Consider the following 16,816-nt stretch of genomic DNA (forward strand, 5'->3'; position numbering starts at 1 on the left):
GGCAGGGACAGAGCAGGTCACCAGGGAGAAAAGGGTGCAGGTAGCGGGCACGGATGGATATGGCTGGGGTTTTGGGGAGTGAGGGATGTGAGGGATGTGGGGTACGGGCAGCGCCGGCCCCCACGGCTCAGACAAAAGGTATTACTCGGACACTTCATCCGTCAGGAAGGTGATTGAGGCAGGTACCAGATCGAGGTTGATAAAGTCACCGTTGACACTGTTGGTGTCGGTATCCAGCACCAGCAGGCCAGGCTGGGTAGCGTTGGTGATACCGACCCACAGGCGCTGGTTTTCATCCAGGGTGATATCGCCGAGGGTATAGCTGTCTTCCGGGTCGCTGACGTTGCTGGCCATCAGGCTGTTGATATCAATGGCAACCGGGTCGCTGCTGCTGTTGGGGCTGATTTCATACAGGTAGCTGGCAACAGTGCTCCATCCGGCTTCAACATTGATATTGACGTAGGCCTTGTCTTCGCTGACAACGGTGATGTCTTTGACATGGTAGTACTGTGCCGGTGAGACGCTGGTGTCGTTCAACTCGGCGAAGGTGGTGCCATCGATGATATTGCTGATCGCATAGGTGGTGGTATCGATGACATCGACGCCGCCGCTATTGTCGTCGTAGTCACCACGGGCAGCGATATACAGCTGGCCATTAAGCAGTTCCATGCTGGTGGGGTTGGTCACGGTCAGAGGAATGCCTTTCAGGCCATCGGTGCTGGTGTCAGTATCAATTTCAATAAGGGTGTCGAGGTCGTACACCACGACGTAGGCGGTGTTGTTGCCGTCATAGCCGTAACGCTGGGTCAGAACAAACAGTTGGCTGTTGTCGATGGCGGCATCGACCATCCCCGGTGTGGTGCTGTAACCGCTGACGCTGTAATCGGACAAGTCGATGGTGTCGACCTTGAAGTCGTCTTCGCTGCTGGCGGTGGTGTCGACTTTCCAAGCTGTTTCCGCGCCGTAGCGCATCAGCCAGCCGTATTGGTCGTCCTGATGTACCAGGGTATAGACGTTGGCGCTGCTGTCGCCATCATCGTTGGTGGTGTAGGTCCATTCCGGGCTGCTGAGGCTGGCGGTGGCATCGTAGCGGCTGATGGTATCGACGTAATATTGGCCAATCCGGTATAGCCAGTTGGCTTCGCTGGTGATGGTGTAGTTGGTGTTGGTGTCGCTGAATAATTGTTGCTGGACGCTGCGGTCGCCAGTGATATTACCGATGGCAACATGGCCACTGCTGTAGTCGGCAGCGGTGGTTTGTACCGCATAGGCTCCTTCTGCAATGGGTTGGGCGTCGTCGTCGTCACCGGCACAGCCACTCAGCATCAGGGTCGCAGAGAGAAGCAGTCCGGCGGTGCTGAACGGGGACAAACAGGTGCGGGATAATGTTGTTGGGTGATCAGGCAGACGGTTAGGCATAACAAAATTCCTTGGGTGTCGTTTGGCAAACTTGTTGGTTGCTGGTGATATGAATATTCAAAGCGAGTAGCTCAGGTACAGTGTCCATTCCCGGCCACGAGCCGGGCGCCCACTGAAGTCGTTAAAACTGTGATTAAACAGGTTGTTAATCCGCAAACCGGCGTGGGTCGGCAGTAGTGACGGTCTGGATGGCACTGGCCATTGATAGCGGTAATGGATGTTCCAGAGGCGACGTTGATCCCCGGGTACGCTGTTGTAGCGGTCGAGGTAGAGGTCGTCAGCCAGCTCGGCATGGAAATCGATACTGTGGTGCCGGGTGGTCATGGAGGATTGCCAGAGTAATCCGGCAATCAGCCGCAGGTGATAGATGCCGGGCAAGTATTTGTTATCAAAGCCAACGATATCGCTGCTGCTCTGGCTTTGGTAATGGCTGCCTGCCAGCTGCAATTGCCACATCCCCAGGCTCTCTGTTGCGGGTGCTGCGGTCACAGGGCGGTTGAGCTGACTGTGCAGCTGCCATTCCAGCCCGGCCATGGTGGCATCACTGGTATTTTCATAGCGACCAGCCCCGGTTGAGGGGTCATACACGGCGACGATGGCGTTTTCCAGTTGGCGGTGGAACAGGTTGAGGCTGAGCTGCTGGGGACGTTGTTGCCAGTCTCCGCTCCAGCTGATGTTTAACGACAGTGTTTGGCTTTGCTCTGGTTGAAGGTCGTCGTTGCCCCGGGTCAGGCCGCGGTTGCCGAAGCGTTCATACAAACTGGGTATTCTGAGTGCCTGTTTCCAGCTTAGTTGCAGCTGGCCGTTGCCGGTATCGCTGAGCCAGTATTGTTTCAGGCTGACCAACCCGGAGGTCCAGGACTGCTGCTGATGGGTGTTGTCGCTGTCGCTGCTATCGGTAGCGCTGGTTTGCAACAGGCTGTTTTGCTGGTGGTGGCTGCTACTGAGACTGAACTGGCGTGTACTGTCGCTGTTTTGCCATTGTGCCCGACCACTCAGTTGTACTTGTCGCAGCCAGGAATATTGGTCGCAGCGGCTGCTGAGGGAGTCACAATCACCGCTGTCGCTGTCAATCAGGTAGCGGCTGCGATAGCTCTGCTGGCTTATCTTGATACTGCTGCCCAAATCCCAGGCATGCCATTGTACCTGGCTGCCAAGTTTGGCTTCACTGTGTTGGTAGCGATAACGGTTGTTGCTGTCGACATAACCGAATACCGCGGTTGGATCGTAAAATGCCTGGCGGTTCAGCGAGTGCCAGAGTTGCCAGTGCTGACGAAAATCTTGTCCCCAGTTGCCCGACAGTTGTACGCCCAGTTGCTTGCTGTCCAGCCGGGAGCGGTTACTCGAGGAGTTGCGATAATACTGTGGCAGTTGTTTGGATTCATCTTGCCAGTACAGGCTGGCAAACAGGCCGGGTTGCTGATGTTTCAGTGTCAGGCGGTCGCGACGATAGGCGGCATTGTTGAGTGCTTGTTGTTGTCCGGCTGGTTGGCTAGTGTCTTCCGGACTGCTTACCGGGTAGCGGTAATTGTTGTCGCTTTGTTGGTGGTCGATCAATAAATCTGTAGTGCTGTGAGGCTGAGTCCGTAACGGTTGTTGCAGATTCAGGGTCGCCGTACCGTAGCTGCCAGCTGCGGCGGATAGTTGGGTAGGCCTGCTGCTGGTATTGGATGGGCTGCGACGGGTCACGATGTTGATGGTACCGCCGATCGCTTCATCACTGATCAGGCCATTGTCGTCGGCATCGCTGCCGCTGGTCAGGACATCGACTCGCTCAATGGAAGCCAGCGGGATGGCATTAAGATCGTACTGGCCGTATTGACCTGTGGTTACGTCAACGCCATCGATCAGTAAGCGGGTTTGTTTGGCATCAGCTCCTTGCATGGAAATCAGTACCGGGTCGCCCAGCCCCCCCAGGGATTGCACCTGCAGGCCGTTGATACGGCTTAGAAATTCCCCCAGGTTCTGATAACCCGCCGCCAGGGCTTGCTGATCGTAGAGTCGGTAGCTGGTGTCTGCGGCGGGTTCTTGATGGCCATAGACAACCAGCTCATCATCGGCGACCGGCGTATCGTTTGTATCATCGTTGTGTGTCGGGGTTACCGAATCGGCAAAACTGGCAGGGGCAGACAATAACAGGCTCAACATCAGGCTCGACAGCAATGATGGTGTCCTTGCCTGTTGGAGGTGGCAAGACAACGGCTTGCGAAAGGCATAACACCAGAAGGGCAAACGTAATGTCATGGAAGTCCTGAGTACCGGGTCAGAATATAACGGCAAGAGCAGGGGGAGCAGACCAGGCAAGCAATCATTGCTTCCGCCGATGGCGGAAGACATCGCCGGGGCGGCGATTGGCGATTGGCACAAATCCCTCCCGCTGCCCTCCGCAACGTCGGTTGATAAAAACAGGCCGGTATCCGGGCTGACGACCTGAGCAGATGCTGCTCGTTCATAACGCCTTCCCACCGGTGCCTGTTGGCTGGCTCGGCAGTGGCTGGTGTCCTGTATGGGCAGGAACCTGTTATTGAATGGGTCGATCACCGTTGCGGGGGCAGCGCCGGTTTATGTTTTTACATCACCGGTCTTCCCGTTTAACCCGAGGCTGAATGATTCAGCCCATGGGCACCTGATTCTGGGCGCAGAGTAGCGGTGGTAATAGCAGGCGTCAAGAATTGCAAAGTAAAATCGTCGAGTCAGGCGCCGTCTGTGGCCGTGGTTTGCCTGTAAGCAGGGAAGGGCGTCCCTAGGTGGGGAGACCGCTGCGGATATTAAGCTGATCCATTAATGCCCGGGTTAAGGGCAAATCGATTTTTGCCGCGCTGGCCTGGGCCAAGAGATAGCCACAAATATGATCCAGCTCGGTTGGGCGGTTGGCCAGTACGTCTTGCAGGCTGGATGAGCGGTTATCCGCTGTCGACAGGGCAATCTGTGTTACCTGCTCTGGCAGTTGATCTGGTAATGGCCAGCCTTGATGTTGATACAGCTGTTCTATCTCGATGGCCAACGAGTGTAGCGGCGTACGGTATTCAGGGTTGCTGATTAATGCGCCATTGAGGCAGCGGTAGCAGGCGGTCAGGGGATTGATCACTGCGTTAATTGCCAGCTTTTGTCGTTGCCGTGTAAGAATATCCGAGACAACCTGGGTATGAGGCAAGCGGCTGGTGTTCTGTCGCGGTAATCCATTTGCCTGTGCGGAAGGCAGACCAATCCAGACATCGCCCAGTCCGGCATATATGACGCTGTTGTTTTCCAGGCGGTAAGCGCCGTCGGTGGAGATGCCGTGCCAGAGCTCGCAGCTCTGCCCTTGTTCTTTGAGCCAGTGAGCGACTTGTTCATGCTGGCCCATACCGTTTTGTAGCAGCAAAATGCGGTCAACCTGATGCAGTTCGCTGGCATAAGGTAACAGGGCATCCAGGGTGTCACCGGCTTTGGTGGTGATCACCAGCCAGTCCAGCCGCTGATGGTTCCATGGTGGCAGTGACAGGGTCAGGGTCTCTGGCCATTCAGGATGACTCGCACGAATATCTGGCCCGTATTGCAGGGTACGTTCCAACGGCGGGGTGGCCATTGTCGGGGATTGTGGTGAGCGGCCAAGCACATAAAGACGGTGCTGACGCCAGTAGCTGGCCATGACGGTGCCAATGGCACCCAGGCCAAGCAGGCCGATGGATAATGTCATGGCAGGATTATAAGTCGCTTGATGAGCTGGAGCCAGAGCGGGCGGATGACTTTTGCTTTTCAGTGCTGACAGAGGTATACAGTCCGGCTTATTGCCATGCTTATGGGGGCATCCATTTAATCCTGCACGTCTCTGCGCGAGTGTTGCCGTTGTTCAGAGCAAGGCGACGAATGCAGCGAAATGACGAGTCCTTTTCAAATTCGTCAACACCGCACTGGACGGCGGCAACCCGCGCCCTTCGGGGGCTGCCGGATGATCTCGACTCGGTGTCGCCGACTTTTGACTTGACCCGTCAGGCCTGCAAGTCGGCTTCGTGATTCGAAACCATCCGGTAGCCCAGAGTGAGCACCGGATTAAATAGATGCCCCCTTATGACTGTATATATTTATTGACAGGTTATTGACAGGAGAAGCCCAATGCCATCGTTTGATGTCGTTTCCGAAGTGGATAAACACGAAGCCCAGAATGCCGTTGATCAGGCCAATCGGGAATTGTCCACTCGGTTTGATTTTAAAGGGGTTAATGCCAGCTTTGAGTTAAAAGATTTTGCTGTCACCTTGACGGCTAATGAGGAATTCCAGATCGAGCAGATGAAACCCATGCTGGAAAGCTCTTTGATCAAGCGCAAGATCAAGGTCAGCTGCCTGGAATATGGCGATCTGGCCGGTGCAGGCAAGCAGGTCAAAATGATCGCGACCTTGCGTCAGGGTATCGACAAGGACCTGGCTCGTAAAATGGTCAAGATTGTCAAAGACAGCAAATTAAAAGTGCAGGCATCGATTCAGGGAGAGATGGTGCGGGTACAAGGTAAGGCGCGAGATGATTTGCAAGCGGTGATGGCACTGTTTCGTAATGACGATTCCATCGAGATGCCGCTGGCGTTCAAGAATTTCAAAGACTGATGTCTGACCGTAAGGTAACGGATCGCTCTTCTGTTCAATCCAGCCTGGACTCTGCCACGACCTCGACGTCTTTTTTCGGCTGGTGGCGTGATGCCCGGAAAATTTACACCCGTAAGCCGGTACTGGCGATTGCCTTGTTGGGTTTTGGTGCCGGGCTGCCATTTTTGTTGGTGTTTTCGACCCTGACAGCCTGGTTGCGGGATGCGGAAGTGGAGCGCACGACCATCGGCTTTTTTGCCTGGATCGGTATGACCTACTCGATCAAGGTATTCTGGGCACCGGTCGTGGATCGCGTCAGTATCCCCTTGCTGAGCCGTTGGCTTGGGCAGCGACGCAGCTGGATTCTGGTTGGGCAGGCAGGGATTGCCAGCGGTTTGTTGTGGATGAGCCTGCTCGACCCGCATACGGATTTATGGTGGATTGCGGCCTCTGCTCTCTTGGTGGCGTTTGCCTCTTCGACCCAGGATGTGGCGCTGGATGCGTACCGGATTGAAGCGGTTGACGATGAGTATCAGGGTGCCATGTCGGCCAGTTATATTTTTGGCTATCGGGTGGCCTTGCTGTTTTCCGGAGCCGGAGCCTTGTATTTGGCGGACTGGTACAGCTGGAGCTGGTCTTATATCGGTATGGCAGCGTTGATGCTGGTGGGGATTGCCGCCACGTTCTGGTGCGACGAACCCAACCACCTGGATGCAGAGCAACGTGGCCGCATGGACGCTGAGTTGATCGATCGTTTGATCGGGCGTCCTATGCATCTGATGCAACGTCCGGCCTGGCAGCGCTGGCTGCTGGGAGCGGTGATTTGCCCGTTGCTGGAGTTCTTCCAACGTAATGGCTGGTTTGCGTTGCTGATTCTGTCGTTTATCGCCGTTTTTCGTTTGAGTGATATCACCATGGGGGTGATGGCCAATCCGTTTTATCTGGATATGGGGTACAGCAAATCAGACATTGCCCGTATCGCCAAAATTTTTGGTTTTGTGATGACAGTGGTCGGGTCGGGTGTCTGTGGTGTTATGGTTGTCAAGTGGGGCATGTACCGGCCCTTGCTGCTAGGTGCAATCCTGGTAGCGAGTACTAACCTGTTGTTTGCTGTGATGGCCATGACCTGGGATGGCAGTCGCCCGCCACTCAGTTGGCTGGCAGTAGTCATCAGTGCTGATAATCTCAGCGGAGGGATTGCCAGTACCGCCTTCGTGGCTTACCTCTCCAGCCTGGCAAACAAGAGTTATACCGCAACGCAATATGCCTTGTTCAGTTCGCTGATGACCTTGCCGGGCAAGTTTATCAGTGGCTTTTCGGGTTGGGTTGTTGATGGCTGGGGTTACAGTGACTTTTTTATTATCGCCGCTGCATTGGGGATTCCTGCGGTTTTGCTGGTGCTGGTATTGATGAAACAGCAGCCGGAAGCGCGTAACAAATCACTTCCAGGCTGAGTGCTGGGTACAGTGTCTGTGGGTCTGTGGGTCTGTGGGTCTGTGGGTCTGTGGGTCTGTGGGTCTGTGGGTCTGTGGCTTCGAGCGCTTCGGACTTACAGCTCCTTGATAATAAAATCCTTACCTTGATAAACCCCTGGTTCAATGTATATCCGGTTGCCCAGGTGCAGCTCGCCATCACTGATGTTATGGCCATGAATAACCACATCAATGCCGTCAATGACATGCTCAGAGCGCTGCTGGAATTGTGTGCGTGACCAGATAGTCCGTAGTGCTTCATCGGCATCCAGCTGTTCCAGATCATCCCAGTGGGTGAAGGGATATTCAGCATGAATAATGCCGTAACGAGTGCCAGACTTCCCTGAGACCTCGATTGCCAGAGGCAGCTGTTCGATCGTCTCAAACCAGGCTGGCCAGTCATTTGGGGAGGTCTGGGCGATCCAGTCGCCACCGTGAGTCAGCCAGGTCATGCGATGTTCGCTGTGCTTGTATTTCATCGCACAGACCATCAGGTATTCATGGTTGCCCAATACAGAATAAAACCAGGGTTGATCCAGCAAAGCCAGTGCCTGAGGTGATTCCGGGCCACGATCAATCAGGTCGCCAACACAGATCACCCGATCTGAGTCCGGGTTAAACTGCAACTGATCAAGTTGGCCCATCAGTTTTGAGACATGACCATGGATATCACCAACAACAAAATCACGTCCTTGCTGGTTGGTCTCAAGGCGCAAGAGTCTGGCTTGTACTTTCATGGGTTGGGTGTCTCTGTTGTGGCGTGTGTGACATGGTGTTTGGCGCGTTTGGGTGTTCTTTGAACGCTGGAGTGCGCCCGAGGGCCATGCTCTGCCCAGCGCGCAATATTAGCCATTGCCAGTAAAAACATAAACATATAGGCATTGGCGGGTATTTGCAGGTTGAAGTCGACCGCAGAATGTATCCCTATGGCAATGATTCCCATGGTAGCGCCAAACCCGGCACCTTTAAGTAATTCATTACGCCGGACACTCATCGCGCGGATTGCTCGCCATAAAGAGACCAACACCACGCCCAGCATCACGGCAAACGCTGGAGCACCAAATTCCGCCAGGAACTGAACATAGTCGTTGTGGGTATGGTTATAGACGTTGGAGTCTACAACGTCAGGGGACTTGTACTTGGGAAAGGTGGTCTGAAAGCTGCCGGCACCAATACCTCTAAATGGTTGTTGCTGCCACATAAGGAAGCTGTCCCGAGTTACTTCATCGCGGCTTTCCGTATCAACGGATGAGTTTTGCAAGCGTTCGGCAACCTTGTCGACACCAAAAAATGTACCCACAATAGCGATATCAATAACCAGCAGGCTGGCTAACAGGATTGTGGTCGATTTTGATTTATGGCGCATCAGCACCAGAGCCAAGGCACCGGCAATCATCATACTGGCAAAAAACGCCGTATTACCCATGCGCGAGCGAGTCATCACCAGGGCAATCACCATAATGGCCAGCAACAGTCGCAAGATAACCTTGCTGCTCAGTAATACCTGTATGGCCTGCCGCAGTCGTTGCCTTAGCGATCCCCGATAAACCGTTGACTGCGCCAGTAAAAAGCCGATTCCCAGTGCCAGTGCCATTTCAAGGTATCCGGCGATATGGTTACGATTGACAAAAGTACCGGTTGCGGTGCCTGTGTATGCCCATTTGGCTTCAAAAAAGCCGTATTCCCAACCTGTCAGTACCATGAGTGAACCGTACGAAGCCTGGAAAGCAGCGGCCAATACAATCGTCCAGATTGCTTGCTGGATACGATTTTGCGAATGAACAAGCAGTAAGGTCAGCATAAAGAAGCCGGCATAACCAAAGCCTTTGAACAGGTACATCCAGGTATCATAATGAGCAGAGCTGATCCATAGTGCTTGAGCGGCAACCCAAAGCTGGATAAGCAATAAACCGACCCAGAGCCAACGACTGCGTACAAATGCAACCGGGAGTGTTGTGAGATTCTGAGTATGTAACCGAAGTTCCAGCAATAGCAGACCGCTGGTAATGGCTGTGTATAACGGCCAGGCCCAATCGGTATAGCCACCAAATGGCAAAGGTAATACAAATAGCAAAAGCAGATAAGCACGCCAACGAGTCATGGTACTGCCAGTCCTTGAAATAGAAATCACCGGTGGGAACAACAAACAAAAAAAGCCCGGAAAACCGGGCTTTTTAACTGATCAGTATAAACCCGCCATATCTAGCCGGTTTCTAATCTACAGGATTAGAATGGACTTGTCGCTGGAGGCGTAGTGTTGCTGTCTTCGTCAAGTGCCACTGAGATTACAGATGTCGTCGTACCTGATGCCAGTGCGATGCCTTTGGCAATATCGGCTGAAGAAAAACCAACAGAAGCCGCTGCTGCTGTTACTACTGTGCTGGACTGGCCACTGCTGACCACTCCGGCAACGATCACTTCTGCAGGAATACCTGCAGCAATGCCTGCCTGCATCACAGAAGACACCGGCACGTTGTTGGCAACAGCAGCCTGGGTAACACCAGCAATCGCATCAATGGCGCTAACGCCGTCAATTTGTATTAATGCTGCCATAATATCTTTAACACTGATGCCTGCTTCAAGTGCTGCAGAGGCTGCTGACTGGATAACAGACACTGGAGAAACACCAGAAGCGATAACGGCAGCAATGATATCGCTGGCACTGTAACCAGCAGCAGCCAAGTCGGCAGCCAGCTGGGCATCGCAAGATCCACCACAATCTGCAGAGGCCTGCAAGTAGGCATCTCCCAAAGACATGACAGACAGGTAGTCGGTGATAGCGGCAGAAGCAGACATGCTGCTCAGGCCGATAATGGCACCCAGTAAAATTTTGCGCATGATCGTAATCCCTGTGAATTTAGAAAATCTGACTAATTGTACCCCGAGGGCAAAGTGGCTGCAAAGCCTGGTTGGCTAAAAATGGTTATATTTTATACAAACAACGTTTTGCGTCGTGGTTGTTGGGAATTGTTCAGTGGTTGTTGGGTGGTTGTTGGAGTTGTGCGTAAAGGAAGAGTCTCTCGTTGCTGCCGTTGCCGCAATGACACGGCCTACTAAATTTGGCTTATTTTGAGGCATCGTCCCTTTTATTTTGTTGATTTTGCGTTTGGGATAATTGGGTCACATGTTTTATATAGAGAGTACTGAAAGCGAACTGGTGGACTGGTTATCACTCAGTGTTGCATCCCACGCAGTGACCTTACTCATTGTCTCACCTTACAAATAGAGCAAGTCATGAAAAGGTAACAGTGGTGAAGTTTGTTCGAGCTATCGTGGTTACAAATTTTTACAAGGCATGGCGATTTATTCTGTGATCGTGCAGAATGCGCCTTCGCTCGGTAAGGTTATTCCCTACAGCACTTGTACTCCGTGCTGGATGAGGCAAAAGGCTTTAAAGCCCTGAATTAACGGACTGGAATTACTATGGATCTGGGGAACAGCAACAGTCTGGTGGATACTGTCTTTGTGGCCGGTTTGTTGGTTGTCGTGCTGGTTGGCCTTGCACTGAATGTCGCTTCAGCGGAAAAGCTGTTTACCGCCGCACTGATGCTTTTGCTGTTGGCTGGAGTGTTGGCGCCAGCAGAAGCATTTGTCGGTTTTTCCAATACCGGCATTTTTACCATCGCTGCATTATATGTGGTAGTGGGTGGGTTAAAGGAATCCGGTGCAACCCAGGTGTTGCGGCGTTACCTGGTTGGCAGTCCCAAGAACCAGGCATCTGCGAGCTTTCGTGTCCTGCCTGTGACAACACTGTTGAGCGCGGTGGTTAATAACACCCCGGTGGTTGCCATGTTCACTACGTTGCTGCAAAGTCAAAGTAAACGTTTTTCCATCCAGTTATCCAGTATCCTTATTCCGGTTAGTTACGCTTCGATTCTGGGAGGAACCTGTACTCTGATCGGTACCAGCACGAACCTGGTGGTTGATGGCATGCTGCAACAAGGGGGATATACAGGCTTTGGCTTATTTGAAATTGCCTGGGTGGGGGTTCCAATTGCTATTTTGGGGTTGATTTATATCTTTCTGGCTGGTCGTTACCTGTTACCAGACAGAGAAAGCTCCGTCGAGCAATTTGATCAGGTGCGTGAATATCTGGTTGAAATGATGATTCAACCGGGCAGTGAGTTGGTGCGTAAAAACATTCAGGAAGCGGGTTTGCGTAACTTGCCGGGGCTTTTTTTGGTCGAAATAGAAAGAGAAGAACAAATTATATCGGCTGTTCGGCCACGCACCGTGCTCGAAGCCGGAGACCGGTTGGTGTTTGCCGGTAGCCCGGAATCCGTACTTGAATTACGCAATATTCACGGTTTGGTCCTCGCTAATGATCAGCGCTTCAAATTGAATGGCGCCAGCTCGGACCGGCGCCTGTTTGAAGCCGTGTTATCGCCTTCCAATCCCATGATTGGCCAAACTATCCGCGAAGCGCGTTTCCGTCATCGATACAGCGCTGTTGTGCTAAGTGTATCGCGTCATGGTCAGCGGTTACGTGGTAAGTTGGGCGAACTTGTCCTGTGCGAAGGGGATACTTTACTGTTAGAAGCACAGAAAGGCTTCCTGATGAGACATCGTAATAGCCGGGATTTTTTGTTGGTCAGCAAGTTAGGCACACCTCCTTTGGCCGATGAAACCAAGGCTTTGCCCGCATTGGCAATCTTTGCAGTCATGCTGGTCGCTTCTGGAACTGGAATGACGAGTATTCTTGTTAGCTCGATAGCGGCAGCAGGCGCTATGTTGGCGATGAAATGTATAGCCTATGAAGATGCTGGCAAGTCAATTGACTACTCAATCTTGTTGGTCGTTGCATGTGCTTTCGGGTTGGGTGCTGCGGTTGAGAAAGTTGGTTTGGCCAAAGACATAGCCAATGGTTTGTTGGCTGTTGCCGACTCGCCACTCAGTGCCTTGATTGCCGTGTATCTGGCAACGGTATTACTTACCGAAATGATGACCAACAACGCAGCCGCCATCATTATGCTGCCAATATGTTTAAAGACTGCCGAAGTGTTGGGTGTCAATTATGAGCCATTTGCAATTGCCGTGATGGTTGCAGCTTCTGCCAGCTTTATGACACCCACTGGTTACCAGACCAACTTGATGGTGATGGGGCCAGGAGGCTATCGTTTTATGGATTATGTTAAATTCGGAACACCGCTCAGCATTATTGTTGCGGTTACGTCTATCAGTGTTATACCGGTAGTCTGGTCATTTTAGAGATGAGCTGTTTTTACAAGGAGCCAGGGTGAAAAACGAAAATATAGTGTGGCATAACCATGCGGTGGATAAATCCATTCGTGCCTATATGAAAAAGCAACGACCTTGCCTACTCTGGTTTACTGGCCTGAGTGGGTCGGGTAAGTCGACGATTGCAGGGGCCGTAGAAAGCATGCTGGCTGAACGTTTACAGCACACGTATCTGATGGACGGTGATAATGTACGCCACCGGTTATGTGGCGATTTGGGTTTTAGTGAAGAAGATCGTATCGAGAATATCCGCCGGGTTGGAGAAGTTGCGCACCTTATGGTTGATGCCGGGCTTATCGTGCTGACGGCATTTATCTCTCCGTTTAAAAGTAACCGGGAAATGGTCCGCCAGATGTTGTCAGGTGGTGAATTTATCGAGGTTCATATCGATACTCCCATCGATGTATGTGAAACCCGTGATCCCAAAGGCTTGTACAAAAAGGCCCGTGCCGGAGAGATCAAAGATTTTACGGGTATCGATTCTCCTTATGAAGCTCCGGAAGCTGCAGAAATTTGTATCAAGAATGACAACATCAGTATTCAAGACGCCGCGCAACAAGTAATTGACTATTTGGATCAGCACGGTTATCTCAAACCCGTTAAGGAAGGTTCCGATGCCATTATTGGTTAATCAAATTATCGATATTGCCCGCACCGCTGGAGCGGCAATTCTGGGAATTTACAACACTGATTTTGCACAGTACGAAAAGAGTGATTCCAGCCCGCTCACAGAGGCCGACCTCGCCGCGCACCATATTATTTGCGATCGCTTGGCCAGTATTAGTGACTATCCTGTGCTATCAGAAGAGTCCAATAAAGAAGATATGACTTGGGAAAAACGCAGTCAATGGAACACGTATTGGCTGGTCGACCCGCTGGACGGCACCAAAGAATTTATCAAGAAAAATGATGAATTTACCGTCAATATTGCCTTGATCCAAGGTGGACGAGCTGTTCTGGGGGTGGTGTATTGCCCACCTCTGGATCGTATGTATTATGCCGCCGATGAAATTGGTGCCTATCGCCAGGATGGTACCGCGGAAGCTGTCAAGCTAAGTGTGGCTGATGAACCAGGTACTGACGAAGCATGGAACGTTGTCGGTTCCCGTAGCCATGGCGCTGAAGCATTGGCCGCCTTTTCTCAGCAACTGGGAGAAGTTAATTTGGTATCGATGGGTAGCTCTTTGAAGCTGTGCCTGGTGGCTGAAGGTGCTGCACATCTTTATCCGCGACTGGCTCCAACGTGCGAGTGGGATACCGCCGCCGCGCAAGCTATTGTGGAACATGCTGGGGGGCAGGTCTTAACTCCGACATTGAAAAAATTACAGTACGGTCAAAAAGAAGACTTACTTAACCCGTATTTTATTGTTTGTGCTGAGGCCGGTGAGCGCTGGAGCGCAGTGTTTACCGAACTGGCTCAACCTGAACAAGCATAAGCATAAGCCTAGTGTCAGCCCACATTCGAAAAAGTGACGATTATGACTATCAGTAAAAAACGCCTTACCCACCTCAAGCAACTTGAGGCTGAAAGTATCCATATCATCCGAGAAGTCGCGGCCGAGTTCGATAACCCGGTGATGCTATATTCCGTTGGTAAAGATTCCGCTGTGATGCTGCATTTGGCCACCAAGGCCTTTTTCCCTGGCAAACCACCATTCCCTTTGATGCATGTGGATACCACCTGGAAGTTCAAAGAAATGATCAGCTTCCGCGACACCATGGCTGCCAAAGTCGGTATGGATCTGATTGTGCACGTTAACCAAGATGGCGTAGATCAAGGTATTGGCCCGTTTACTCATGGTTCCTCGGTACATACCGATGTAATGAAAACCCAAGGGCTGAAACAGGCCTTGGATAAATACGGCTTTGATGCCGCCTTTGGTGGTGCGCGTCGAGATGAAGAAAAGTCACGTGCCAAAGAACGAGTGTATTCCTTCCGGGATAAAAACCATCGCTGGGATCCGAAAAACCAGCGTCCTGAGCTGTGGAATATCTACAACGGCCGTATCAACAAAGGCGAAAGCATTCGTGTCTTTCCGCTCTCTAATTGGACTGAGTTGGACATCTGGCAATATATCTATCTTGAAAGTATCGAGATTGTACCTTTGTACTACGCTGCTATGCGTCCGGTTGTGGAACGTGATGGCATGCTGATTATGGTCGATGACGAGCGTATGCCGATCCAGGATGACGAAGAAGTCCAAGAAAAAATGGTGCGCTTCCGGACCTTGGGTTGTTATCCGTTGACAGGAGCCGTTGAATCTGAGGCTGCCACTCTGCCAGAAATTATTCAGGAAATGCTACTGACTACTACGTCCGAGCGTCAGGGTCGTGCTATCGACCACGATTCATCCGGCTCGATGGAAAAGAAAAAAATGGAAGGATATTTCTGACTCTCCATACTGTTCAGATGAAAGAACCTACTTCTTCCTACTTGCAGGTAGGGTATTGACCACTACAACAACACCAGTCAGAAAGTGAGTGGTGAGGGTTGCAAGAGGGAAGAGGGAGAGTTGTAAGTAAAACGTAGGGTAGTCACTTTCCCGACGTTATAAGAACTTACCTGAACGGTAAAACGCAGGCCTTTTATACTGACACGTCACACAACAGGCCAGCAGAAAAATAAATTAACGATTCGGCCACAGAGTGACCTGATCGAAATAAATTTAATATATGGATACTCCAGCAATGCTGGAATGTAAAAAGGTAATAAAATGGCTCACGCATCCGATATGATCGCCGATGACATCCTCGGCTACCTGAAGCAACATGAAGAAAAAGATATTCTACGCTTCCTGACTTGTGGGAACGTTGATGATGGCAAATCCACTCTGATCGGACGGATGCTGCATGATTCCAAACTGATTTTTGAAGATCAACTTGCTGCTATCAAAAATGATTCACAGAAATTTAACACCACTGATGAAGAATTTGACTTGGCATTGCTGGTCGATGGACTGCAGTCTGAGCGAGAACAAGGCATCACCATCGATGTTGCCTATCGTTATTTCTCTACTGAAAAGCGTAAGTTCATCATCGCCGACTGCCCTGGACACGAACAATATACGCGCAATATGGCAACCGGTGCTTCCAGTTGCGATGTTGCCGTTATTCTGATCGATGCCCGAAAAGGTATTCAGACACAAACACGCCGTCATAGTTATATCGTCAGCTTGTTGGGTATTAAAAACGTCATTGTAGCCATTAATAAAATGGATTTGGTCAATTTTGATCAAACCATTTATGAACAAATCAGTAAAGACTACACCGAATTTGCACAATCGTTGGGTTTTAATAATATTCATCCAATCCCATTGTCTGCATTAAAAGGTGACAACGTAGTCGATCGCAGTATTAACACCGATTGGTATACTGGCCCAACCATGGTTGAGCTATTAGAAACCATTGAAACCAATAAAGCGGACGAATTTGAAGGTTTTCGCTTGCCTGTACAATACGTTAACCGCCCGAATCTCGATTTTCGTGGTTTTTGCGGCACCATTGCAGCAGGTGAAATTCATCCAGGTGACACAATCACTACTTTGCCATCGGGTAAGACCAGTAAAGTAGATCGCATTGTTACTGCGGATGGTGACCTTGATTTGGCCATTGCAAGCGAAGCCATAACCCTGACACTGGAAGATGAAATCGACATCTCCCGTGGTGACTTGATTTACACAGGTAAAGCCCCGTTATTTGGCGATAGCTACCAGGCTGAAGTGGTATGGATGCACGAAACCCCGATGAAAACAGGCAAGGAATACCTGTTTAAAGTAGGTACTAAAAACGTTTATGGTATTGTTGAAAGTATCCAACACCGTGTTGATGTCAATACGATGGAACATTTGGATGCAACTGAACTGAATCTCAATGAGGTTGGTTTGGTTACTATCTCTTTGAATGCACCGGCTGCCCTGGACCAATACAGACAAGTTCCCGGTACTGGATCATTGGTTATTATTGATCGTATTTCCAATATCACGATTGCAGCTGGCATGGTTCGAGAGCTGGTTGATGGTGGAGCTACCAAGTCGATTGCGGATATGAGTTATGAAGAGCGATTGGCAGAATTCAACAAAAAAGTTGATTTTCTTGCTCGTCAATACTTTGCATAAACTGATTTAGGA

General features: G+C 51.1%; 13 protein-coding genes and 1 riboswitch. Of the genes, 7 read left to right on the forward strand and 6 right to left on the reverse strand.

Features of this window, described 5'->3' with window-relative positions:
* Window positions 1–141: 141 nt before the first annotated feature.
* The 3 genes from Q4551_RS03335 to Q4551_RS03345 form a co-directional block, all read right to left on the reverse strand.
* On the reverse strand, window positions 142–1,419 hold the full coding sequence (locus tag Q4551_RS03335; RefSeq protein WP_303431791.1) for a hypothetical protein: 1,278 nt from the start codon (window positions 1,417–1,419) through the stop codon (window positions 142–144).
* 57 nt (window positions 1,420–1,476) lie between these two features.
* Window positions 1,477–3,663 carry a TonB-dependent siderophore receptor gene (locus Q4551_RS03340; protein WP_303431792.1) on the reverse strand — a complete coding sequence of 729 codons (2,187 nt, stop codon included), beginning with the start codon at window positions 3,661–3,663 and terminating at the stop codon, window positions 1,477–1,479.
* A 146-nt stretch (window positions 3,664–3,809) separates the two neighbouring features.
* Window positions 3,810–4,064: riboswitch (cobalamin riboswitch) on the reverse strand.
* Window positions 4,065–4,162: 98 nt separating this feature from the next.
* Window positions 4,163–5,098, reverse strand: coding sequence for a ketopantoate reductase family protein (locus tag Q4551_RS03345; RefSeq protein ID WP_303431793.1), 936 nt, complete (start codon window positions 5,096–5,098; stop codon window positions 4,163–4,165).
* Window positions 5,099–5,514: 416 nt separating this feature from the next.
* On the opposite strand from Q4551_RS03345, the gene Q4551_RS03350 reads away from it, so the two are divergent.
* Both Q4551_RS03350 and Q4551_RS03355 read left to right on the forward strand, forming a co-directional pair.
* Entirely contained in the window at window positions 5,515–6,000 is a 486-nt protein-coding gene (locus Q4551_RS03350; protein WP_303431794.1) for a YajQ family cyclic di-GMP-binding protein, read from the forward strand.
* On the forward strand, window positions 6,000–7,433 hold the full coding sequence (locus tag Q4551_RS03355) for an AmpG family muropeptide MFS transporter (RefSeq protein WP_303431795.1): 1,434 nt from the start codon (window positions 6,000–6,002) through the stop codon (window positions 7,431–7,433). Before Q4551_RS03350 ends, Q4551_RS03355 begins: the two co-directional genes overlap by 1 nt.
* Before the next feature lie 95 nt (window positions 7,434–7,528).
* Here Q4551_RS03355 and Q4551_RS03360 read toward each other — a convergent pair whose 3' ends face one another.
* The 3 genes from Q4551_RS03360 to Q4551_RS03370 all read right to left on the reverse strand — a co-directional run bounded on the left by Q4551_RS03360 (window position 7,529) and on the right by Q4551_RS03370 (window position 10,289).
* A complete protein-coding gene (locus tag Q4551_RS03360) occupies window positions 7,529–8,188 on the reverse strand; it encodes a metallophosphoesterase (protein WP_303431796.1) in 660 nt (219 codons plus the stop codon).
* Window positions 8,185–9,552 (reverse strand): O-antigen ligase, encoded by a 1,368-nt coding sequence (locus Q4551_RS03365; RefSeq protein ID WP_303431797.1) that lies wholly within the window; start codon window positions 9,550–9,552, stop codon window positions 8,185–8,187. Before Q4551_RS03365 ends, Q4551_RS03360 begins: the two co-directional genes overlap by 4 nt.
* Window positions 9,553–9,677: 125 nt before the next feature.
* The gene (locus Q4551_RS03370; RefSeq protein WP_303431798.1) at window positions 9,678–10,289 is read right to left on the reverse strand and encodes a hypothetical protein; all 612 of its coding nucleotides are present in this window, start codon (window positions 10,287–10,289) and stop codon (window positions 9,678–9,680) included.
* 585 nt (window positions 10,290–10,874) lie between these two features.
* On the opposite strand from Q4551_RS03370, the gene Q4551_RS03375 reads away from it, so the two are divergent.
* The 5 genes from Q4551_RS03375 (at window position 10,875) to cysN (ending at window position 16,804) form a co-directional block, all read left to right on the forward strand.
* Window positions 10,875–12,659: an SLC13 family permease gene (locus tag Q4551_RS03375; RefSeq protein ID WP_303431799.1), complete on the forward strand. Its 1,785-nt coding sequence runs from the start codon at window positions 10,875–10,877 to the stop codon at window positions 12,657–12,659.
* 28 nt (window positions 12,660–12,687) lie between these two features.
* Window positions 12,688–13,320: an adenylyl-sulfate kinase gene (gene cysC / locus Q4551_RS03380; RefSeq protein ID WP_303431800.1), complete on the forward strand. Its 633-nt coding sequence runs from the start codon at window positions 12,688–12,690 to the stop codon at window positions 13,318–13,320.
* On the forward strand, window positions 13,304–14,125 hold the full coding sequence (gene cysQ / locus Q4551_RS03385; RefSeq protein ID WP_303431801.1) for a 3'(2'),5'-bisphosphate nucleotidase CysQ: 822 nt from the start codon (window positions 13,304–13,306) through the stop codon (window positions 14,123–14,125). The genes cysC and cysQ overlap by 17 nt, the downstream gene beginning before the upstream one ends.
* Before the next feature lie 48 nt (window positions 14,126–14,173).
* A complete protein-coding gene (cysD, locus tag Q4551_RS03390; protein WP_303431907.1) occupies window positions 14,174–15,082 on the forward strand; it encodes a sulfate adenylyltransferase subunit CysD in 909 nt (302 codons plus the stop codon).
* 321 nt (window positions 15,083–15,403) lie between these two features.
* Window positions 15,404–16,804, forward strand: a complete 1,401-nt coding sequence (gene cysN, locus Q4551_RS03395) for a sulfate adenylyltransferase subunit CysN (protein WP_303431802.1) — start codon at window positions 15,404–15,406, stop codon at window positions 16,802–16,804.
* Window positions 16,805–16,816 lie beyond the last annotated feature (12 nt).

It is taken from the genome of Oceanobacter sp. 5_MG-2023 (genome assembly GCF_030548165.1).
GTDB lineage: Bacteria > Pseudomonadota > Gammaproteobacteria > Pseudomonadales > Oceanobacteraceae > Oceanobacter.

Coding starts and splice junctions, on each gene's coding strand:
- Q4551_RS03370 (WP_303431798.1), bottom strand. CDS start 10,289: ATGCGCAAAATTTTACTGGGTGCCATTATCGGCCTGAGCAGCATGTCT.
- Q4551_RS03360 (WP_303431796.1), bottom strand. CDS start 8,188: ATGAAAGTACAAGCCAGACTCTTGCGCCTTGAGACCAACCAGCAAGGA.
- cysQ (WP_303431801.1), top strand. CDS start 13,304: ATGCCATTATTGGTTAATCAAATTATCGATATTGCCCGCACCGCTGGA.
- Q4551_RS03365 (WP_303431797.1), bottom strand. CDS start 9,552: ATGACTCGTTGGCGTGCTTATCTGCTTTTGCTATTTGTATTACCTTTG.
- Q4551_RS03340 (WP_303431792.1), bottom strand. CDS start 3,663: ATGACATTACGTTTGCCCTTCTGGTGTTATGCCTTTCGCAAGCCGTTG.
- Q4551_RS03350 (WP_303431794.1), top strand. CDS start 5,515: ATGCCATCGTTTGATGTCGTTTCCGAAGTGGATAAACACGAAGCCCAG.
- Q4551_RS03345 (WP_303431793.1), bottom strand. CDS start 5,098: ATGACATTATCCATCGGCCTGCTTGGCCTGGGTGCCATTGGCACCGTC.
- Q4551_RS03335 (WP_303431791.1), bottom strand. CDS start 1,419: ATGCCTAACCGTCTGCCTGATCACCCAACAACATTATCCCGCACCTGT.
- Q4551_RS03355 (WP_303431795.1), top strand. CDS start 6,000: ATGTCTGACCGTAAGGTAACGGATCGCTCTTCTGTTCAATCCAGCCTG.
- cysN (WP_303431802.1), top strand. CDS start 15,404: ATGGCTCACGCATCCGATATGATCGCCGATGACATCCTCGGCTACCTG.
- Q4551_RS03375 (WP_303431799.1), top strand. CDS start 10,875: ATGGATCTGGGGAACAGCAACAGTCTGGTGGATACTGTCTTTGTGGCC.